At 58.9% G+C, this 19,091-nt stretch carries 20 protein-coding genes; 8 read left to right on the forward strand and 12 right to left on the reverse strand.

From position 1 onward, the window contains the following. Window positions 1-160 precede the first annotated feature (160 nt). Both ABXR19_RS15915 and ABXR19_RS15920 read left to right on the forward strand, forming a co-directional pair. Window positions 161-2,446, forward strand: coding sequence for an NADP-dependent malic enzyme (locus ABXR19_RS15915; protein WP_354602134.1), 2,286 nt, complete (start codon window positions 161-163; stop codon window positions 2,444-2,446). Between the two features lie 442 nt (window positions 2,447-2,888). Then, window positions 2,889-3,674: a serine hydrolase gene (locus ABXR19_RS15920; RefSeq protein WP_354602135.1), complete on the forward strand. Its 786-nt coding sequence runs from the start codon at window positions 2,889-2,891 to the stop codon at window positions 3,672-3,674. 80 nt (window positions 3,675-3,754) lie between these two features. On the opposite strand, the gene ABXR19_RS15925 is transcribed toward ABXR19_RS15920, so the two are convergent. The 4 genes from ABXR19_RS15925 to ABXR19_RS15940 all read right to left on the reverse strand — a co-directional run bounded on the left by ABXR19_RS15925 (window position 3,755) and on the right by ABXR19_RS15940 (window position 7,073). Then, entirely contained in the window at window positions 3,755-4,267 is a 513-nt protein-coding gene (locus ABXR19_RS15925) for a disulfide bond formation protein B (protein WP_354602136.1), read from the reverse strand. 163 nt (window positions 4,268-4,430) lie between these two features. Then, window positions 4,431-5,642: a 4Fe-4S binding protein gene (locus ABXR19_RS15930; RefSeq protein WP_354602137.1), complete on the reverse strand. Its 1,212-nt coding sequence runs from the start codon at window positions 5,640-5,642 to the stop codon at window positions 4,431-4,433. An 88-nt stretch (window positions 5,643-5,730) separates the two neighbouring features. Further along, a complete protein-coding gene (locus ABXR19_RS15935; protein ID WP_354602138.1) occupies window positions 5,731-6,336 on the reverse strand; it encodes an EF-hand domain-containing protein in 606 nt (201 codons plus the stop codon). 104 nt (window positions 6,337-6,440) lie between these two features. Beyond that, window positions 6,441-7,073, reverse strand: coding sequence for a TetR/AcrR family transcriptional regulator (locus ABXR19_RS15940; protein ID WP_354602139.1), 633 nt, complete (start codon window positions 7,071-7,073; stop codon window positions 6,441-6,443). Window positions 7,074-7,174: 101 nt separating this feature from the next. Here ABXR19_RS15940 and ABXR19_RS15945 point away from each other — a divergent pair, with 101 nt between their 5' ends. From ABXR19_RS15945 to ABXR19_RS15960, 4 genes are all read left to right on the forward strand, one after another. Further along, window positions 7,175-7,927: an electron transfer flavoprotein subunit beta/FixA family protein gene (locus ABXR19_RS15945; protein WP_354602140.1), complete on the forward strand. Its 753-nt coding sequence runs from the start codon at window positions 7,175-7,177 to the stop codon at window positions 7,925-7,927. Then, entirely contained in the window at window positions 7,924-8,862 is a 939-nt protein-coding gene (locus tag ABXR19_RS15950) for an electron transfer flavoprotein subunit alpha/FixB family protein (protein ID WP_354602141.1), read from the forward strand. The genes ABXR19_RS15945 and ABXR19_RS15950 overlap by 4 nt, the downstream gene beginning before the upstream one ends. After that, the gene (locus ABXR19_RS15955) at window positions 8,859-9,161 is read left to right on the forward strand and encodes a hypothetical protein (protein WP_354602142.1); all 303 of its coding nucleotides are present in this window, start codon (window positions 8,859-8,861) and stop codon (window positions 9,159-9,161) included. The genes ABXR19_RS15950 and ABXR19_RS15955 overlap by 4 nt, the downstream gene beginning before the upstream one ends. A gap of 82 nt (window positions 9,162-9,243) precedes the next feature. Further along, window positions 9,244-10,092, forward strand: coding sequence for an HD-GYP domain-containing protein (locus ABXR19_RS15960; protein ID WP_354602143.1), 849 nt, complete (start codon window positions 9,244-9,246; stop codon window positions 10,090-10,092). Between the two features lie 81 nt (window positions 10,093-10,173). On the opposite strand, the gene ABXR19_RS15965 is transcribed toward ABXR19_RS15960, so the two are convergent. Beyond that, entirely contained in the window at window positions 10,174-10,476 is a 303-nt protein-coding gene (locus tag ABXR19_RS15965) for a hypothetical protein (RefSeq protein ID WP_354602144.1), read from the reverse strand. Between the two features lie 179 nt (window positions 10,477-10,655). Between ABXR19_RS15965 and ABXR19_RS15970 the strand changes: the two genes are divergently transcribed. After that, window positions 10,656-10,820, forward strand: coding sequence for a LiaI-LiaF-like domain-containing protein (locus tag ABXR19_RS15970; protein WP_354602145.1), 165 nt, complete (start codon window positions 10,656-10,658; stop codon window positions 10,818-10,820). A 72-nt stretch (window positions 10,821-10,892) separates the two neighbouring features. On the opposite strand, the gene ABXR19_RS15975 is transcribed toward ABXR19_RS15970, so the two are convergent. Further along, window positions 10,893-12,389, reverse strand: a complete 1,497-nt coding sequence (locus ABXR19_RS15975; RefSeq protein WP_354602146.1) for a sensor histidine kinase — start codon at window positions 12,387-12,389, stop codon at window positions 10,893-10,895. Beyond that, entirely contained in the window at window positions 12,389-13,420 is a 1,032-nt protein-coding gene (locus tag ABXR19_RS15980; RefSeq protein WP_354602161.1) for an ABC transporter substrate-binding protein, read from the reverse strand. The genes ABXR19_RS15975 and ABXR19_RS15980 overlap by 1 nt, the downstream gene beginning before the upstream one ends. A gap of 183 nt (window positions 13,421-13,603) precedes the next feature. On the opposite strand from ABXR19_RS15980, the gene ABXR19_RS15985 reads away from it, so the two are divergent. After that, window positions 13,604-14,368, forward strand: a complete 765-nt coding sequence (locus tag ABXR19_RS15985; RefSeq protein ID WP_354602147.1) for a hypothetical protein — start codon at window positions 13,604-13,606, stop codon at window positions 14,366-14,368. A gap of 119 nt (window positions 14,369-14,487) precedes the next feature. Here the strand turns inward: ABXR19_RS15985 and ABXR19_RS15990 are convergent, their stop codons facing one another. From ABXR19_RS15990 to ABXR19_RS16010, 5 genes are all read right to left on the reverse strand, one after another. Beyond that, window positions 14,488-14,823, reverse strand: a complete 336-nt coding sequence (locus tag ABXR19_RS15990) for a hypothetical protein (RefSeq protein ID WP_354602148.1) — start codon at window positions 14,821-14,823, stop codon at window positions 14,488-14,490. 38 nt (window positions 14,824-14,861) lie between these two features. Next, entirely contained in the window at window positions 14,862-15,419 is a 558-nt protein-coding gene (locus ABXR19_RS15995) for a rhomboid family intramembrane serine protease (protein ID WP_354602149.1), read from the reverse strand. Between the two features lie 264 nt (window positions 15,420-15,683). Continuing rightward, a complete protein-coding gene (locus tag ABXR19_RS16000) occupies window positions 15,684-17,018 on the reverse strand; it encodes an adenylate/guanylate cyclase domain-containing protein (RefSeq protein ID WP_354602150.1) in 1,335 nt (444 codons plus the stop codon). 5 nt (window positions 17,019-17,023) lie between these two features. Then, window positions 17,024-17,935 carry a type II secretion system protein gene (locus tag ABXR19_RS16005; protein WP_354602151.1) on the reverse strand — a complete coding sequence of 304 codons (912 nt, stop codon included), beginning with the start codon at window positions 17,933-17,935 and terminating at the stop codon, window positions 17,024-17,026. After that, window positions 17,926-19,074, reverse strand: a complete 1,149-nt coding sequence (locus tag ABXR19_RS16010) for a hypothetical protein (protein WP_354602152.1) — start codon at window positions 19,072-19,074, stop codon at window positions 17,926-17,928. The genes ABXR19_RS16005 and ABXR19_RS16010 overlap by 10 nt, the downstream gene beginning before the upstream one ends. Window positions 19,075-19,091: the final 17 nt, after the last annotated feature.

Raw genomic sequence — 19,091 nt, forward strand, 5'->3', positions numbered from 1 at the left:
GGGTCAGTATTCAGCATACGTCAAATGCCCGAATGGATGGTCTTTCCGGGCTATTCCTTGGTGGCTTTGTATACCGCCTCACCTCTAAAATAAAGAGGTAAACCAACTACAACAATTTCGCGGGCAAGCTGTCTGTGACCCCGTAAGAGAGAGGCTTCCGATGGATGAAGGAATTCGCGCTGCTGCACTGGAATATCACGCACTGCCTCGGCCAGGAAAAATTTCCGTAGAGCCAACTAAGGCGCTTACCAATCAACGTGACCTGTCGCTGGCTTATTCGCCTGGTGTTGCCGCTGCGTGCGATGCAATTGTGGCCGACCCGGCCACTGTCAGTTTGTATACCTCGCGTGCCAATTTGATCGGGGTGGTCACCAATGGCACCGCGGTGCTTGGGTTGGGGCCTATCGGCCCGCTGGCGGCCAAGCCTGTGATGGAGGGCAAGGCGGTCTTGTTCAAGAAGTTTGCGGGTATCGATGTATTCGACATCGAAATCAATGAGCTCGACCCAGACAAGCTCGTTGACATCATCGCCTCGCTTGAACCGACTTTTGGCGGTATCAATCTCGAAGATATCAAGGCGCCCGAGTGTTTTTATGTTGAGCGAAAATTACGCGAGCGCATGAAAATACCGGTCTTCCATGATGACCAGCACGGTACGGCAATTGTTGTCGGTGCAGCAGTGCTGAATGCTTTGCATCTGCTGGGCAAACCGCTGGATCAGATCAAACTGGTGACCTCAGGGGCCGGTGCTGCGGCGTTGGCCTGCCTGGAGCTGCTGGTGATGCTCGGAATACCCGTCAAGAATATCTGGGTGACGGATATCAAGGGCGTGGTGTACGAGGGCCGGACTGAGGAGATGGATCCGATCAAGGCGCAGTTTGCCAAGCCGACGGAAGCGCGCAGTCTGCGCGAGGTTATTGAAGGGGCTGACGTCTTTCTGGGTCTTTCGGCGGCAGGTGTGTTGAAACCCGAGATGGTTGCGAAAATGGCGGCCAATCCCTTGATTCTCGCCTTGGCCAACCCGGTGCCGGAGATCCTGCCGGATGAAGTGAAGTCCGTGCGTTCTGATGCGATCATAGCAACCGGTCGCTCGGACTACCCTAACCAGGTGAATAACGTCCTGTGCTTTCCTTTCATCTTTCGGGGGGCGCTGGACGTTGGCGCGACCACGATCAGCGATGAAATGCAGTTGGCAGCCGTGCGTGCGATTGCGGAATTGGCCCGAGCTGAACAATCGGATGTTGTCGCGGCTGCCTATGGAGAGCAGGTCAACGGCTTTGGCCGTGAGTACATCATTCCCAAGCCTTTTGACCCACGCCTGATCGTGCGTATCGCACCCGCGGTGGCCAGAGCTGCGATGGATTCGGGCGTGGCCACGCGGCCGATCACAGATTGGGATGCGTACACGCAACAGCTGAATAATTTTGTCTGGCATTCCGGCCTGGTGATGAAACCCGTATTTGCTGCGGCCAAGCGCGAGCCGCGCCGCATCATCTTTGCCGAGGGTGAGTCTGAGCGCGTCCTGCGTGCTGTGCAGACCGTGGTGGATGAGGGGATCGCGCATCCGATCCTGATCGGCCGGCCGGATGTGATCAGTATGTATATCCAGCGTTTTGGCTTGCGGCTACGGCCCGGCGTGGATGTTGAACTGGTCAATCAGGATTCCGATCCGCGCTATCGTGAGCTGTGGACGCACTATCACGAACTCATGGAGCGGAGCGGCGTTTCCGTAGAGTACGCCCGGAGGGAAGTGCGTCGGCGTTCAACCCTGATTGGCGCTTTGATGCTTAAGTTCGGCTGGGCTGACGGCATGATCTGTGGCACCTTCGGCCTGCACCATCAGCATTTGAAATTTGTTGAAACCGTGCTGGGGCGTCGTCCTGGTGTGACTCATCTGTACGCCATGAATCTGCTGGCCTTGCCAGGTCGGACCATTGCCTTGTGTGACACGTATGTGACTTACGATCCAACGGTCGAGCAGGTTTTCGAGATGACTTGTCTGGCTGCCGAAGAACTTGCTCGTTTCGGGATTACGCCGCGCGTGGCCTTATTGTCGCATTCCAGTTTCGGTTCCGAGGATTCGCCGACTTCGCTGAAAATGCGGGAAGCCTTGCGTTTGTTGCATGCGCGCCGCCCGGATATTACCGCGGAGGGCGAGATGCATGGCGATGCCGCCTTGGATGCTTGTATTCGAAATCATGTTTTCCCCAATGCGCGTATGCGTGAGGACGCCAATCTCCTGATTTTTCCAACTCTGGATGCTGCCAATATCGCCTTTAATCTGATCAAGACGGCTTCGGGTGATGGCATGACTGTTGGCCCCATTTTGCTCGGAACGGCGCGGCCAGTGCATATTCTTACGCCGACCGCGACGGTTCGGCGGATTGTCAATATGACCGCTCTGACGGTGGTAGATGCGGGGCAGGTGGAGCGGCAGGGCGGCTGATTGCGCAGCGTCAGTTTGTTGCAAGATTTTCGGCCCGTTTGCGGGCCGAAAATCCTTATACTGCCGGGGCTCGCAATCATTGCGCTGACTCGTGCAATGGATTGATGAGAAAGTGCTTCAAGAAATTCGCGTATCTATTTAATTTTCAAGAAATATTGCTACAATTAAGATTGATTTTGTAGTTTGAAAAGGCTGGAATCCAATGCGTTTTGGGCGAATTTTCAATGGTTTCATGGGGCTGGCTTTGGCTCTCTCCGTCCCCCATACGGCGCTTGCTGCTGGCAAGTCTCAGGCGAAGGCTTCTGCGAGCCATTCCCGGCAAACCAAGGCAGCTCCGGTCAAAGCGATTAAAACCGTTGGTAAGGCTCCCAAAAAAGTGGCGAGCAAGGCTAAGAAAGCCCCCAGAATCGTTGAGGCGGATTTTGATGGAGCGGGAAATCCCTTGATCCGCTCTTCTGCTTTCTACGTTCAGGATCTGAACACAGGCGAAGTGCTGCTGCAAAAAAATGCCAGTGCTCCCTTGCCGATTGCCTCGATCACCAAGTTGATGACCTCGATGGTGGTGCTGGATGCGCACCAGAACCTCAACGAGGTGCTGGAAGTGACAGAGAGCGATATTGATCGCATCAAGAGCACCAGTTCGCATCTGAGCGTGGGCACGCGCCTAACGCGTGAAGATTTGCTGCATCTGGCCTTGATGGCCTCCGAAAATCGCGCGGCTTCGGCGCTGGCGCGTAACTATCCGGGCGGAATGTCGGCCTTTCTGGAAGCAATGAACGTCAAGGCTCAGTTGATGGGTTTGAGTGAAACACGCTTTTACGATGGCACCGGGCTGACCAAGAGCAATGTTTCGTCTGCACGTGATCTGGCGACCATGGTGGCCAATGCTTCGCGTTATCCGCTGATCCGTGAGTTCTCGACATCAACTGAACACACCGCGGATTTGTCGGGCGGGCGTTCGTACACCTTTCATACGACTAATTCACTGGTGAAAAGTCCAGAATGGCAGATTGATGTGCAGAAAACCGGCTACATCAATGAGTCCGGCAAGTGTCTGGTGATGCAGGCATGGATGGGCAACAAGCCGCTGGCGATTGTGTTGCTGGATTCCTGGGGACGTTTCACTCGTCAGGCGGACGCGAATCGTATTCGGAAATGGCTGGAGGCTTCTCTGGCGCGCCAACAACTTGCCTTGGGCAGCAAGCGGGATGTCGCATCGGTGAACTGACTGTTGGTAGTCATCGACAGCAAAAAGGCCCTTGCGTTGTTACGCAAGGGCCTTTGTATTTGGGGTGACCCGGCTTGGGCTCAACTGAAGCGGCGGCGTTCCGGGGTGCGGCGGAAGAGTTGCCACAAGCATACGACGGCAATCAGGCTGAAGTTGATCAGCGCCCACTGGGCAATTGACAGGCCGAGGAAGGTCCAGTCAATCTTCGAGCAGTCGCCAGCGCCTTGGAACAGCATTGGCAGTGCGTCAGACAGCGGGAAGTTGCCGATCATGTACTGCAGATCCGGGCCGCACACGGTTTCGGCGGGCGGGTTATGTTGCAGCCAGATCTGGCGCACCGACACGCTGCCGCCGGCAATGGCCGCCGCCAAGGTCAGGAAGGCGTAGAGGCGGCGCATGAACCCTTGCGCATTGGACAGGCCTGCCACCAGAGCAATCAGGCCGCAGGCGACGAAGCCATAGCGTTGCAAGATGCATAGCGGGCAGGGTTCTATACCCTTGAGGTGTTGCAGGATCAAGCCGAAAACGATCAGGCCAGTGCAGTAGGCGAAAATCGACAGGAATACGAGGCGCAGCGGGTATTTCGAATACATGGCAGGCGGCTGGAAAAAGAATTGCGAGCCGATGTTCCGGCGGAGGCTGGATTCTAGCTTGGTTTTGAGACTGCGGGCGCTCCTTGCTCAGGGGCTGTGGCAGATACGACACGGGCTGAGGTGATATTGCACACCTCAGCCCGTCTCTTTTGCGTTTCAAGCTTTATTTGCCAGAACTTTGGAGCTTTGCGACGGCGTCGCGCACCTTCTGCGTGTCGAATTCAGCTTCACTGAGCCCGAGCAATTTGCCGATCTCCTTGCACTTGGAGCTGGCGGGCACTTTCTGTTCTGACAGGCCCAGCTCCTTGTAAAGTTTGTCGAGCTCCAGTCCGTAAGTTTTGCTCACCTCTTCCAGCGTCATATAGCCACGAATGGCTTGGGCGTCGAGTACGCCTGCTGTCGTGACGGCTGCTGTGATCGAGGCGGGCTGGGTGCGCCAGTAGCCAGTGATTTGCGCCGTGCCGATCATGCCCAGAAAGATGGCCAAGCCGAGCCAGCCGATCAGCGCCGGCTTGACCTGGCGCCCGGCAATGGCGGGCAGCAGGAAGGTTTTGCCCTCGTCTGTGCTGCCTTTTTTGCCGGTAGGGCAGGTGGTGGTGCAGGTCAGGCAGCCGATGCATTCGGCTGAACGCACGACGGGCATGCTTTCGATCTTGATGCCGACCGGGCAAGTTTTCTCGCATTTGTTGCAGGACAGACAGCCGTCGCAATTGCGCTTGATGCTGAACAGGCCGAGTTTGGAAGTGATGCCGAGAAAGGCGCCGAGTGGGCACAGGTATTTGCAGAAGACGCGATCCACAAACACACCGATCACCAGCGAGCCGATGAGAATGCTCGCGCCTACCGAAAACTCTTTCCATACTTCATCCCAACCGGCAAAGCCATGCGCATAGGCCGCCCAGGGATCGTAGGGGCGGATGATCAGTGTGCCGGTTTTCCAGGTGAAATACAGCGCCCAGGCCAGCACCACGTATTTGAGCCAGCGCAGCGGCTGATCGATCATGGCGGGAAGGGTGATCTGCACTTTGCGGAAGAATTTCTGGCCAATTTTGCGCGCCAGTTCCTGCAGCGTGCCGAGCGGACAGATCCAGGCGCAGAAATAGCGTCCGACGATCAGCGCGAGGGCGATGGTGCCGCCGAGCAGCACGAAGTCGGAGGTGTTCAGTCGCTGGATGAATTCGCCCGTGCTGACGAATTTGAATAGCGCTTCCAGTCCGCCAAACGGACACAAAGCGTCGACTGAGGCCGAGCCGTTCGGGCCGCCGCCCAGAACCTGGTGACGCCAGGCGGCAAAAGTGGCAAAGGCCAGAAAGGCCAGCTGTACGATCAGCCGCGCAGGCTGAACGTAAGGACTGTGTTGGTGGTTTTTCTTCATGATGCAACTCCTCCCTGAAAATGAATGGGTCTCTGCTGGAGTTGTGGGCGTGAGCTGCCCGTCGTAGCGGGCAGCTCATTCAAGGCATTTAGCGCCGGGCGATTGCCGGGCAGGTCGCGCGCTCTTCTGTCGAGAGCTTGCCGTCCTTGTTGGTGTCGAGCGCATCAAAGCGGCTGAGCGCGTTTGGGCGATTCAGCTTTTCGGCTTCGGCGCGACTGACGAAGCCGTCCTTGTCCGTGTCAGCATTGATGCACAGACCACCTTGGGCGCGCATTCCTGTGCGCTGCATGCCTGAAGAGCCTCCGCCCATGCGGCTTCCCGGGCCCATGCCTTGGAGAGGCCCGCTGGATGCGGCTTGCGGGCCGGCTCCCTGTGGGCGTCCTTTGCCACGCATGTTACCGCGCATGGCCTGGAATTCATCGGACGTGAGTTTGCCGTCCTGATTCGTGTCGATGGCAGCGAAGCGGCTGGCCATGCCTGGCATGCCCTTGTCAGCCTCTTCCTTGGTGAGGAAACCATCCTTGTTGGCGTCTGCTGCCTGGAAGCGTTCCAGCGCGTGGCCTTGCGGCTGGGTCGCGGTGAGGCCTGCACCGGGGCCACGGCCCGGGCCGGGTTGCGCAATGGCCGTTGCTGCGGACAGCGTGGCAAGGCTGAGGCCGGCAACGGTCAGCAGGGTTTTGAGATTTGCTTTCATGATGCACTCCTTGGTATGACAGGTTGGACTTCGGTACCTGCATCCTAGGTGTGGCGCGGCAATAAGGTGTTTCGCCGGTGAAAGCGTGTGTATCCAGATGTAAATCAGTCCGGCTTGCGGGTAATCAGGTCGGCAATCGCCGCGTGTTTTTTTGCGATATCCGATGAAATGCTTTTTTCAAACATCATCATCGACAGACCGAAGACGTGCGTGAACATCAGCAGCGCGCGTGTGTGGGCTTCTTCATCGACGTAACCAGCCAGACTGAAGAGACGTACGGCATTCTGCAGACGTGCCTGGTCGACTGCTTCTACGGCTGCGGCGACCAGCAGATCGCGGCGTGCCCAGTCGCGCAGGGCGAGTTCGGTGCGCATGCGCTGCTGATTGGGCTGGGTGGCGTATTGATCGAGAATCCGCCGGATCTGCGCATGGGCTTCATGTGCCGGGATGGCGACTTGTTGTTCGACCTCCTGCACGCGTGCGTCACGCCAGGTGGTGACTGTTGCGCTGAGCAGTGCTTGCCTATCCTTGAAGTGCCAGTAAAAACTGCCCTTGGTGACGCCCAGTTTGCGTGCCAGCACCTCGACGCGCAGGCCATCCACGCCGTCTTCGGCGAGAACGCCCGTGGCAAACTCGATCCAGGTAGCGCGATCCAGCGGCTGGCGTTCGGAGGCAGAAGACTTGGCGGCGGAGGCGTTCATGCGGGCGTGGGTAGCTTGGGCGGGATTGGTCTGCATTATGCCGTTTCAGCGCAAACAGGCAAATCGGCTGATTTGGGGAGGCTCGCTTTCGTGCTGGGCGATGGCATACTTTGCGGTCTGTGCAGGAGGATGAGCAAGTGAAGATTCTGGTTCCGGTCAAACGCGTGGTGGATTATCTGTTGCGCGTGCGGGTGCGTGAGGACGGCAGCGGTGTGGATAGCGCCGGTCTGAAAATGTCGATGAACCCGTTTGACGAAATTGCGCTGGAAGAGGCTGTGCGCCTGCGCGAGGCGGGCGTCGCCAGCGAAGTGGTGGTGGTGTCCTGCGGCGTGTCGGCGTGTCAGGAAACCCTGCGCACGGCGCTGGCAATGGGTGCGGATCGGGCGGTGCTGATCGAAACCGATGCGCTCTTGCAGCCGCTGGCGGTGGCCAAATTGCTCAAGGCACTGGCGCAGCGCGAAGCCCCCCGGCTGGTGATCATGGGCAAACAGGCGATTGATGACGACGCCAACCAGTGCGCGCAGATGCTGGCGGCGATGCTGGGCTGGCCGCAGGCGACCTTCGCGTCCAAATTGCTGTTGAGCGAGGACACCGCAACGGTTTCACGCGAAATCGATGGCGGGCTGGAGACGCTGGAGCTGAGCCTGCCGGCCGTGATCAGCACCGATCTGCGCCTGAACGAGCCGCGCTATGCGAGCCTGCCGAATGTCATGAAGGCGCGCCGCGCGCAGATTGAAATCCTGCCGGCCGCCGATCTGCAGGTGGATCTGAGGCCGCGTCTGACGACGCTGCGAGTCGCTGCGCCGCCGGTTCGAGCGCCGGGTGTGCGCGTGGATTCGGCTGAAGCGCTGGCCGAGCGGCTGCGGCTCGCCATGGGAGCCACGCCATGAAGGCTCTGGTGATTGCCGAACACGATAACGTCGCGCTCAAGGCGCAAACCCTACCTGTCCTGACAGCCGCGTTGCGCCTCGCTGTACAGGTAGATGTGCTGGTGATCGGCTCCCAGTGCGGGTCTGCGGCCGAGGCGGCTGCAAACCTTTGCGGGGTAGCGCGGGTGCGCAAGGTCGACGCACCGCACTACGCGCATTTTCTGGCCGAGAATCTGGCCATGGTCGTGGCGCAGATGGCCGGTGCGTATGACTATGTGTTGCTGCCGGCCACCGCCTTTGGCAAGAATCTCGGCCCGCGCGTGGCGGCGATGCTGGACGTGGCGCAGATCTCCGAGATCACCGAAATCGTCGATGGCGACACCTTCGTGCGCCCGACTTACGCTGGCAACGTGCTGGAGACGGTGCGCAGCAGCGATCCGCTGAAAGTCATCACGGTGCGCCCCTCGGCCTTTGCGCCGGTTGCCACGAGCGAGCAGCCTGCGGTGATTGAAACCGCTGCGCCCGGCCCGGACATGGGTGTGAGCCGTTTTGTCGGCAATGATTTGCCACAGAACCCGCGCCCCGAGCTGGCGAGTGCGCGCATCGTCGTGGCCGGTGGGCGTGGCCTGGGCAGTCACGCGGCCTATCACGCCTTGCTGGCGCCGCTGGCGGATTGTCTGGGCGCCGCGCTGGGGGCGACGCGGGCGGCGGTGGATGCTAACTATGTGCCGAATGATTATCAGGTCGGGCAAACCGGTAAGGCCGTGGCACCGGATATTTACATTGCGATCGGCATCTCCGGGGCGATCCAGCATGTGGCGGGCATGCGCGACGCCAAGCTGATCGTGGCGATCAACAAGGATCCGGAAGCGCCGATCTTCCAGATTGCCGATGTCGGTCTGGTTGGCGATCTGCATGAAATTTTGCCGCAGCTGACGGCCGCGCTGCGCCGATGACGATCTTTGCGTTCCATGTGGCGGACGCGTGTCTGCACGTTTTTGCCAGCCCGGCTCTGGCCTTGCAGCATTGTTCTGCCGCCGAAGTCAGCGCGCAGGTCTGGTTGTTTTTTGCCGAAGATGGCAGTCCCCTGCGCGTCGAGCAGGGGTTGGAAGGAATGCGTTTCCTGCGGCCCTGGGCGTCGTGCTCTTCATGCAGTCTGGCGCAGCTGCTGCCTTATGTGCGCACACTGGAGGGGCAGGCCGGGGTTGAAACGCTGGACGCCTTGCGCCGCCGATTCGGCGCAGAGCTTGCTTGATAAGGTGAAAACCTAAGTCAAATCTTCATTTTTCATAGCAGCCATGCAGGTATGATCAAGCAGCAATGTCAGGGAGTTAAAAATGCGGTCACAGATGGGGCAGGATCTTGTCGGATTGTTCACGATGGCGGCGATGGTCGAGGCGCGCGATCCGTTTACGGTGGGCCATGCATGGCGCGTATCGCGTTACAGCCGCCTGATCGCTGAAAACAGCGTGCAGGATGGCGAAGTGATTGCACAAGTGTCGATTGCCGGCTTTCTGCACGATCTGGGCAAGATCGGGATCTCGGACGCTGTGCTGACCAGGCCCGAACGCCTGATCGAATCCGAATATGAAATCGTCAAGGAGCACGCGGCCCTCGGTGCGCGTCTGCTGGCAGGCCATCCTCTGGCCGCGTCGATTTCCGGGGCTATCTGGCATCACCACGAACAATTTGACGGTAACGGCTACCCACACGGTCTGGCGGGTCTGAACATCCCGCTGGCGGCGCGCATCGTCGGTGTGTGTGATGCGTTTGACGCGATGACCAGCGCGCGCCCGTGGCGCAAGGCGCTGTCGCTGGAGGCCGCGCTGGAGATCATTGAGGAAGGTTACGGCAAGCAATTCGATCAGGATTTTGCCGAGCGTCTGGTGCGTCTGGCGCGTTCCGGCGCGCTGAGTCACATCCTTGGGCATTCCGATCTCGGCGTGCCGATTCAGGAGTGCCCCACGTGCGGCCCCTGCGTGACGGTTTTTCGTACCCACAAACATGGCGATAAAGTGTATTGCCGCCTGTGCGCCAATGAATTCACGGTGGATCGCGCGGGTGCTGTGCCGCACATTGTCGCAACCGGCGAGAAGGGTCGCCCTTCGGTGGCGGTGGCCGAGCCGGATGCGGAACTCATTTCGCGTCTGATTCTGGATGCGCTGGGGCAATTGCCGCAGACGTGAGAAGAAAAATTCCCCGTTCAGGTCGCTTGATGATGACCGGTCGGGGGAGCAAGGCCTGCGTGAGGAGACTTCAAAACTCTTTCAGGAACGGGCGCCGAACATGTAACGCTCTGTTTCGGGGCCATTCTGCGGCGCCGGTGCGCTTTTCTGGGTCTTGGCCGGCAGCAGATTTTCGATGTTGCCGGACTTTATCCAGCCCAGACGGTTGCGGATATCCAGTGAGCTGCTGACCAGTTCGATGTCTTCGCAATCCTCGGCCGCATCCAGCACCTGAAAGGCATACACAGGGTCAGAGAAGAATCGCTGGGTGTTCAGCACCACGGCTTTTTCCTGGCGCAGGCGAATCTTGATGCGGGCGATGAGTTGCAGAATGACGGGATCCATGAGGTGTCCTTGATGAATGTAGGTCCCTCAGGTTTAGCAATTGCTGTGCCCGATCGTCCGGGTTTTCAGACCGGTCATCTTTTTTGAAGCTATGCGCGGAATGCGCCTCGCACTTGTCGTAGTGCAATCGCGCAGGCAGAGTGCCGGTCTGAATTCAATCTTGCTCAGGAGGTGTTGAAATGTCGCGTGTCGGATCAATCGTGCTGTTGCTGGTGGGCGTGGTGTTTTTGCTCAGCAATCTGGGCGTGCTGCACTTCAGCCAGATCAGTGGCCTGCTGCGGACCTGGTGGCCCTTGATCCTGATTGTGGTGGGTGCTTTTGGCCTGATCGGCAAGCGCAAGTAGCCTGCCTGAAGAGCCGCATCTGGCTTTAGTCTGCAGGTGGTATGCTCGTAGAAGTCCGCTGGGAGCGGGTCTTCAGGCCGTTACTGTGCTGGTTTCGGATTGTGCCAGCTCGGCTGCAGGCAGGCGGGCGGTGAACCAGAAGGTGGCGCCGTGCTGCAGCGAACTATCCACGCCGACTTCGCCGCCCATGGCTTCAGCCAGCTGTTTGACGATGGATAGGCCCAGACCGGTGCCGCTGCGGCGCAGGGCGTCGGCACTGGCGACCTGCACGAAGGGTTCGAAGAGCAGTGACAGTTTGGCCGGATCGATGCCGATGCCGGTGTCGGTGACCGAAAAACTGATGTGCTGGTGAGTCTGGCTGACGTCCAGATGCACACTGCCTTGCTCGGTGAATTTGATGGCATTGCTGATCAGATTGGTGAGCATCTGCATCAGACGTGGCCCGTCGCCGATCAGGCGTGCGGGAATTTCTTCGGTGACCTGCCAGCTCAGGCTGAGTTTTTTGCTGTGCGCAAAATCTTCCTGCAGGGTAACGGTGTCTTCCACCAGCTGACGCAGATCGAACTCTGTCGCCATCAGCTCCAGCTTGCCGGACTCGATCTTGGCGAAGGCCAGGATGTCGTTGATGATGCCCAGTAGCCATTGCCCGGCCTTGTGCACATTGAGCGAATAGCGCTGTTGCTTGTCCGTCAGCGGGGTGCCGCGCAGCAACTCGTTCATGCTCAGGATTGCGTGCATCGGTGTGCGCAGATCGTGGCTCATCGCGGCGAGGAAATCGGACTTCATGCGATTGGCCTGATCCGAGGTATCGCGTGCCTCGATCAGATCACGGTCGCGTTGCTCCATGCTGTCGAGTAATTGATTGAAGCCGGTGACCAGCAAGCCGATTTCGTCATTGCGCTGTGGCGGTACGCGTACTGAATAATCGCCCGGGTGTTCCCGGATGTAGGCCACGGTGTGCAGCAATGCCGCCACCGGCTTGATGACTTGCCGGCGCAGCATGGCGTACAGGATCAACAGGCCCAGCGCGCCGACGCTGGCGCCAAACCCTCCGCCGAGCAGCAGCATCTGCTGGCGCGCGGAGTCAACGAGCTCGCGCGGGAAGGCCACGATCACGCTGGCGACATGGCTGCCGCTGGCGTTCAGGATGGGTTCCAGTACCACGTATTGATCGTCAATCGGGCTTGTCGGGCGGATTGTGCCTTCGCGCAGGGCTTTGATCAGGGCGGGTGAGTCCAGTTTCTGTCCGGTGCGCTCCGGGCTGCTGTCGAAAAGGATGCGACCGTCGACGCTGACCACCCGGGTGTAGCTCATGCCCGCGTAGCTGCGCACCGCGTCGGCACATTGCTCGTCAAAACCGAGGATGTCTTCCAGGGCGATACCCAGATTGGTAATCCGCTCCAGCTGCACGGTGAGCCCGCGCGCCACCGCCGTGGAGCGTGACTGCAGGGTGTCGACATACTGTGAAACGTAAAGCATGGACGTGGTCAGCGCAATCGTGGCAGTGCTGACAATCATCATTGCCGCGGCACTGATGATGATCTTGCTGCGCAGACCGGATTTCAGCATTACTTGCTCCACTCGTAGCTTGTGACAATCTGGGCGGATAGTAGCTGAGTTGAGCGGGGTGTGATGCCCAGTTGTCGGGCGCGTTCCAGATTGATGACGGGTACGCCCTTGGTGGTAGGTGTCATGGGCAGGCTGCCGGGCTTCTGGTGCTGAACCAGAATCGCGCGTGCCAGTTTGCCGGCAGACTGTCCTTGTTCAAAGGCTGATACGGCTACGCCAGCCAGCGTACCGTGGAGCATGCGGTCATCCCAGAATGACATGTCCGGCACTTTGCTGTTTTCCGTCAGCCAGCGCTGCAGTTGCGGATAGGGGACGTTGGCTCCTTTGGCATCCTTGAAATTGAAGTTGCCGAGGATCAGGTAAGCGTCGGCCTTGTTCGGATTCTCCAGCGCCAGATGCTGGAAGTCGGCGTAAGTCACTGGTTGATCCACACCGACCAGTTCGAAATCCGGCTTGCTGCGCGCCAGGCTGCGCACCCGTCCAATCACTTGCGGCCAGTAGGCAGCATTGTCCGAGAGAATCTGGATGCGACGCACGCCTGGTTTGAGGGTCTGCAGCAGATGGATGGTCTCCACAACGTGTTCGCGTTCGAGTACGCCGGTGATGTTCGGCGCGCCTTCGATGCCGAGCTCCTTGGGATTTCCATTCACGCCGCTGAAGACAAAGGGAATCGGGCTGCCCACATAGTGGCGAGTCACCAGCTGGATGGCGTCATCATCCGAGGTGTAAACCAGATCCGGCTTCCAGTCACTGATCAACTGACGCGCCTTGCCGGCGTTGCGTTCCTGTTCCTCTTTCGAACTCTGACGTTTGGTGTCGAGCTGAAAGACCTGGTATTCGGCTTTGACCTCGGCCCCCAAGCCGGCTTTGAAACCGTCCAGCTGGCCGTCCGTCCAGCGATAGGGCGAATTGAAACTCATGATGTGCAGGATGCGCACGGGGCGCTTGGCTTCGGCGCGCGCTTGAGCGTTGGCCGGCGCGGCCAGCATCAGCAGATTGAACATCAAGCTCAGCAAAAGCACGATACGCATGATCACGGTGAAGCTCCTGGATTGAGTGACAGACAAATTTTCAAGGGGCCTATTCATACGCGAAATCCGGCCCTCGGGGAATAGACCACAAGTCCGGTCAGGCGCATCGCCGCGTCATACAGGTCGCTTGCCGGCGCGCTTTGCGGCAAAATGGCGGACTTTCGATTTTTCGCCGGGATTCATATGGCCGACACCACTCTTCAAACCCTGCCGCCCGATTCGCTCGCCGATCTTGCTCCGAGTGATGTACAGATCCAGGCTGCGCGCCTCGTACATGAAGCTTTCGCCGCCGCTTTGCGCCTTACCGCCAATGGCGAGGGCAAACAACTGGAAGATGCGCTGGCGCGTTTGGCGAGTCACTTGCGCGAATGGTCGCGCATGACCACACCCGAAGCCGCCCACCTGCGTTTGGCCATGATTCTGGCCGGGCTGGATCAGTGGGGCCTGGCCTATAGTCAAGCCTTCGGCGCGCCCGCGCTGGCAGGGCTTTCGCTGATTCTGGCGGACTTGCGCGACAACATGGATCTGGCCGAAGAAGGCATGTGCCAGCGCTTTCTCGACACCTTGCATGGCGACGAAGCCAGTGCGCTGGAATTCAAGATTGCCTTCCGTCGCGAGCTCCACCTCTCGCTGTGGCACACCATGATTGCCGCTGAAAATCGCGAACAGGCCGAGGTGCTGCTGCATCTCTTGGGCGGCATGCTACTCGCCCTCAATCGTGCCATGCCCACGCTGGGCTGGCGTCTGGTCGCCGACACCCTGGCCACCATCCAGATCCGCTGCCTGCAGCATGGTCTGGCTGCCAGCGGGCTGGAGCAGGAAATGACCGAAGAGCTTTTCGCCGGCCTGACCCGCGAGCTGCCTGACGCTTCGCGCGATCAGGTCAACCAGCTGTCCGCAGAAGCCGTGCGTGCCTGGCAAGAGGCCCGACACGCGACGCAGCATTAAAAATTGCGCGAGTCGCGAGTCGCGAGTTGCGAGTCGCAAGTCGGGCGCGCGATGCGCCCTTCCAAGGCAAAACCGCGTAGCCCGACAGTCAGTTCAGCGGAATCCGTGTAGAAACAAGCCTACATCAGGCTGCCCACCAGCATCAGCAGTCCACTGCCGACGAAGGCGAGCGCGGAAAAAGCCGTACCGAGAATAGCGAACACGCTCTTCCGATCTTTTTGCACTATTCCGGCGATGCCCAGACCGAGCGCGATAGCTTCGACCATGATCAGCAGAATCAGGAACAGGCCGATGATCATCGCGCCAGCCGATTCTTCGTCGATGCCGCCGGGACTCGTATTTTCCATTACGCCTGCGACGGCGAACAGGATGAATAGCAGGAATCCCGCGATCAGGCTGATGATGAACGAGGCAATGCCGAGGCCGGAGTGTTTTTGCTCAGAGGATGTGGTCATGGTATTTGTGATGTGAGAAGGAAAAGTGGAGGGATTGCCTACGCCCGCCGCCCAGCCAGCCGGAACCCGAACAGGCTGCCGCAGGCGCCGCCAATTAGATGGGCGAACTGCGCCACGTGATCGGCGCGCAGGCCTTGCAGCAGCTCGCGTGAGAGGAAGACCGCGACGATCAGCAGAAAGCTCAAGGGGATTTCGCCATTGCGGAAATTCGTGAAACTCACCAGCAGGATGAACATGAAGACGATACCGCTGGCGCCCAGCAAACCGCTGGAAAACAGCAGCACGTTGAGTACGCCGGTGATCAGCGCAGTGGCCAGCATCATGCCCAGCAGGCGACCACTGCCGTACTTTTCTTCCAGAATCGGCCCGAGCAGCAGGATGAAAGACAAATTACCGAGCAGGTGATCCCAGCTGGCATGCCCGGCTGCATGGCTCAGCAGACGGAACCAGCTTAAGGGCTGACTGAAAGCGAAGCCGCCTGAGCCGGGGACGAAGAACAGGAGCTGGATGGGTGGGACGAGCATCCCGAGGACGAATACCGCCACGCAGAGCAGCGAAAAACTCAGAACGGCGGGGGCGTTGTAACGGATTCTCATGGTTTTATCAGAGTGCTGGGTCGTGAGTTCCGCCGCACGTCAGCGGCGGAGTTTTTTTGTAGGAGCTAGCGAAGCTGGCGATCCGGGCGTGAATGGAGGCTCCCATCGCCAGCTTCGCTAGCTCCTACGAGGCGTGCTGGAGAGCCGCACCCAGTAACTGTTTTCGGGAAGATGCCCGCAGAGCCAATACTGGCGCGGCTCTGCAAGCATGCCCACTCAATCCTCAGCACTCATTGCTCAGTCCTCCGCCGCAGGCGGCAGCACTCAGTCAACGCCACTTACATCAATATCCAGCGGATAGTGGGAGGCGGCAGGCGCAATGCTGGCGGATTTTCCGCCGTTCTGGCCGAGCAGACGCCAGACGCTGACCATGCCCTTGCCCTTCAGGCGCAGCGTCACAGGGTCTTCAAAAACGAAACGGTATTTCAGGCGCGCAAAGGTCGTCGCGTCGCATTGGATGCAGCTCGGGTGGCTTTCCGACGAGATCCGGCTGGCCAGATTCACCGTGTCGCCCCACAGGTCGTAAATGAACTTCTTGCGTCCTACCACGCCTGCCACGACCGGCCCGGTGCCGATGCCGATTCGTACTTGCAGGCTGCGCCCGTGTAGTGCCGAATCCTCCGCTAGCCAGTCACGCATGTGCAGAGCCAGATCGGCAATTGCCGCGCACGGATCCTTGCTGTTCTCGTTCAGTCCCCCTGCCACCATGTAGGCATCACCGATGGTTTTGATCTTTTCCAGCCCGCGCACACCTGCCATGTCATCAAACTTGCCGAACACATGGTTGAGCAATGCAAACACCTCGGTTGGCGGCATGCCGGCGGCCAGTTCGGTGAAGTTTACGATGTCTGCGAACATCACCGTGGCTTCCGCAAAGCCATCCGCAATCGTCTCGTCCGAAGCTTTCAGTCGTGCCGCCACGGGTGCCGGCAGCACGTTCAGCAACAGGCGCTCGGAGCGGGCCTGTTCAACCTCCAGCCGCGCATGGGCCTCTTCCAGCATCGCCTGGGTGTGATTGCGTTCGCGGATCGCAAAGCGCAGGAACAGATACACCATGGTCGAAATCGTCGCGAAGTTCAGTGCGAAAAATAGCACCGATACCTTGCGCGGCACGCTGCTGGTAACCATGCCGAAATCGGCCAGAAAATAATCCGCCCCGCCGGTGATCAGGGTCAGCACCAGATAGGCCGTAAACCAGGGCATCGACTCGCGCACCCCCAGACACAACAAGGCGCACACCGGTGCCAGCATGCCCCACAAGATCAGACCCGAAGCCGCAATGAAATCGCCGAGCGCCCATTGCGCAATGAAGGGGAAGAACAACAGGATCGCCAGTTGCGTGATGCGGAACAGATCGAAATTGCCCCAGCGCGCGAAGACCAGCAGATTCAGCGCAACGACGATCTGCAGGTAAAACGGCAAGGACGCCGACAACTGCGGCCCCAGTGCCCAGTAAATCAACAACCAGATCGCCCCGGCAATGCTCACCAGCCCGCTGATGAACACCAGCAGCGACTTCTGCAGGCGCAACTCCTCGCTGTCGCCGAGCTCGATGCAGGCGGTGCGCAGGCGGTGGAGGAGGGAGGGTTTGTTGGGCATGCGGGCTAGCCACCGCTTGAGGATGTTGAACTGCCTCCGGAGGAGCTGGAACCCGCTCCCGAGCTTGAGCCAGAACTGGAGCTTGAACTTGAACTGCTGGTTGAGTTGTTGCAGGTATCCGTTGAGCCAGAGTGCGGGATGCAATAGCCAGCGCTTGAAATGGTCCGGAAAAGGATGAAACGGGACATCCACACAAAGCGGTCGTCGAAATTCTTTTCCGGGTTACTCGGGCTCGAAACTTCGTCGTGGGAGACTAGGATGCGTGCCGCAGGAGGGATGCTTGGTGCAGGGGTTGGTGTGTTGGCAGTTTCATCCGGGTTGGCTGCAATAACACCGGGTTGATCGCTGGCTGGTTGCGGTACACGCTGGAAGCTGATGCCGTAGTGCCCGTTGGGCCCGTGCGACCAAAGTGCGAATGCCGTTGCAGTGTCTGTGACAACGGGATTTCCGCTGGCGCTTGATGTGCGCAGCTTGAGGGTTCCTCCAGTATCAAGGGCGAAGTTTGTGATTCCGGCCGTGATGGGGGGCAAGGTGAGCGCATAGGTCACTTCATAACTGAGGTATTGACCCCAACCGTCCACTCCACTGATGCTTAAATCACGCGACGGTACAATTCCTCGGTTCGCGCCGCTGCCGCAGCCAGGAAGCGCAGTTCCAAACTTTGTATCATCACTCTCTGTCGGGCTGGCAGGGCAGGGTAAATAGCCGTGACTGGCAGCAAAACCCAGCAAAGCTTGAGTTGCTTCGTCCATGGCGGCTTTCGTTTCCGCAAAGCGTGCGCGCTCGTTCTGAATGCGCAGCATGGAAATACCACCAATCATCAGAAAGGCGATCACCGTCAGTGAGATTGCAATCTCAATCAGCGTAAAACCTGAAGTCCGGAGCGCTTGGCCGTGCCTGGCCCTTGTCATTTGCATTGGATTTCGCCGCTCGACAGCTGAGTCGTGCATTTGTAGGGAGGGGTCGTGTTGAGCGATATAGATAGCGTCTGATCGTCTTTGTTGTACTGGATGAGATCGTACCAGCCATTGTGGCAGAGCCAGAATGGCGGGGTGTTCAATGAGCTGTCTGCGCTGTGAGTTTGAACCGGGCAGCTTCCTGCTGTGAGCGCTGCGTCATTTTTGTCGCGATAGAGCGTGCACCAGCCCTTGATCATTTCTTTGTCATCAAGCGACAGTCCTTGCTCCAGTTGAGGATCGTAATGCTGCAAATCCAGTTTGAAGCTGGCAAGCACTTGCGAGCATTTTTCAATTTGATCGCAGCCTCCGAGCGCAAGATCGAAGGCATCCACCAAACTTGATTTGCTGAGATCTGCGTTGCGGATGCTGCTGATAGAGGTGGACGTCGGGTAGTTTGCAGTCAATGACCTAGCGCAAGACAGACTCAGCGGTTCCAGAACCCGCTTCAGTGTGGGCCGCAGCAATTCGTTCATGGAAATTGGGCGGACGTCGAACGTCTGAGAAACCGTATTTACGGTTTTGTCACCAGTGCTTGCATCCAGATAGCTTGCGATGCTACCTGATGAGCACGTGCTGCCCGTCGTCCACGTTCTGACTTGCCCTGCCGTGGCGGGCAGAGGGGATATCAGCAAGGCTGGGTATGCATTCCCTTCAAGCCATAAGCTTTGCGTTTTGTCGGTGGGTGCGCTGGCGCTTACAGGAAATTCGCTGCGATTGATGGTGCTGACGGGCGTGCGCATGGGCATGTAAAGCAGCATCCACAGGCAGTCGTTGCCGCCGTTTTTTGGGGCATCGATCCCTAGTGTTTTCCATGGGACGCGACCAATGATTTTTACTGTGGTGTTGCCGAGCGGAAAAGCTTTGCTTGAGATTGAACAATCAGCCACGGCTGTACCGGCCTCGGTTACAGGACAAGGGAGTGCGCCTGGTGTGTTGCTCTGGGTTTGTGCATAGGCCAGCAAGGCTTCCTTGGCTGTCGTCAGGGCCTGGCTGGTTTGGACTGTGTGGCGTTGTTCTGAAACGCCGCCTCCGCCTAGTCCTCGAATCCACCATGCCGCGCCGATGGCCAGCATCAGCGCCAGAACGGCGACAAGCACATACCCCTGCTCCCCGC

Origin of the sequence: Uliginosibacterium flavum, assembly GCF_040566545.1 — a bacterium.
In the GTDB taxonomy this organism is placed as follows: Bacteria; Pseudomonadota; Gammaproteobacteria; order Burkholderiales; family Rhodocyclaceae; genus Uliginosibacterium; species Uliginosibacterium flavum.

What these genes read in the sequence shown, in the direction of transcription:
- ABXR19_RS15915 (WP_354602134.1), top strand. Translation starts at nt 161, where the DNA reads ATGGATGAAGGAATTCGCGCTGCTGCACTGGAATATCACGCACTGCCT.
- ABXR19_RS15925 (WP_354602136.1), bottom strand. Translation starts at nt 4,267, where the DNA reads ATGTATTCGAAATACCCGCTGCGCCTCGTATTCCTGTCGATTTTCGCC.
- ABXR19_RS15930 (WP_354602137.1), bottom strand. Translation starts at nt 5,642, where the DNA reads ATGAAGAAAAACCACCAACACAGTCCTTACGTTCAGCCTGCGCGGCTG.
- ABXR19_RS15935 (WP_354602138.1), bottom strand. Translation starts at nt 6,336, where the DNA reads ATGAAAGCAAATCTCAAAACCCTGCTGACCGTTGCCGGCCTCAGCCTT.
- ABXR19_RS15940 (WP_354602139.1), bottom strand. Translation starts at nt 7,073, where the DNA reads ATGCAGACCAATCCCGCCCAAGCTACCCACGCCCGCATGAACGCCTCC.
- ABXR19_RS15950 (WP_354602141.1), top strand. Translation starts at nt 7,924, where the DNA reads ATGAAGGCTCTGGTGATTGCCGAACACGATAACGTCGCGCTCAAGGCG.
- ABXR19_RS15955 (WP_354602142.1), top strand. Translation starts at nt 8,859, where the DNA reads ATGACGATCTTTGCGTTCCATGTGGCGGACGCGTGTCTGCACGTTTTT.
- ABXR19_RS15960 (WP_354602143.1), top strand. Translation starts at nt 9,244, where the DNA reads ATGCGGTCACAGATGGGGCAGGATCTTGTCGGATTGTTCACGATGGCG.
- ABXR19_RS15965 (WP_354602144.1), bottom strand. Translation starts at nt 10,476, where the DNA reads ATGGATCCCGTCATTCTGCAACTCATCGCCCGCATCAAGATTCGCCTG.
- ABXR19_RS15970 (WP_354602145.1), top strand. Translation starts at nt 10,656, where the DNA reads ATGTCGCGTGTCGGATCAATCGTGCTGTTGCTGGTGGGCGTGGTGTTT.
- ABXR19_RS15975 (WP_354602146.1), bottom strand. Translation starts at nt 12,389, where the DNA reads ATGCTGAAATCCGGTCTGCGCAGCAAGATCATCATCAGTGCCGCGGCA.
- ABXR19_RS15980 (WP_354602161.1), bottom strand. Translation starts at nt 13,420, where the DNA reads ATGCGTATCGTGCTTTTGCTGAGCTTGATGTTCAATCTGCTGATGCTG.
- ABXR19_RS15985 (WP_354602147.1), top strand. Translation starts at nt 13,604, where the DNA reads ATGGCCGACACCACTCTTCAAACCCTGCCGCCCGATTCGCTCGCCGAT.
- ABXR19_RS15990 (WP_354602148.1), bottom strand. Translation starts at nt 14,823, where the DNA reads ATGACCACATCCTCTGAGCAAAAACACTCCGGCCTCGGCATTGCCTCG.
- ABXR19_RS15995 (WP_354602149.1), bottom strand. Translation starts at nt 15,419, where the DNA reads ATGAGAATCCGTTACAACGCCCCCGCCGTTCTGAGTTTTTCGCTGCTC.
- ABXR19_RS16000 (WP_354602150.1), bottom strand. Translation starts at nt 17,018, where the DNA reads ATGCCCAACAAACCCTCCCTCCTCCACCGCCTGCGCACCGCCTGCATC.
- ABXR19_RS16005 (WP_354602151.1), bottom strand. Translation starts at nt 17,935, where the DNA reads ATGCAAATGACAAGGGCCAGGCACGGCCAAGCGCTCCGGACTTCAGGT.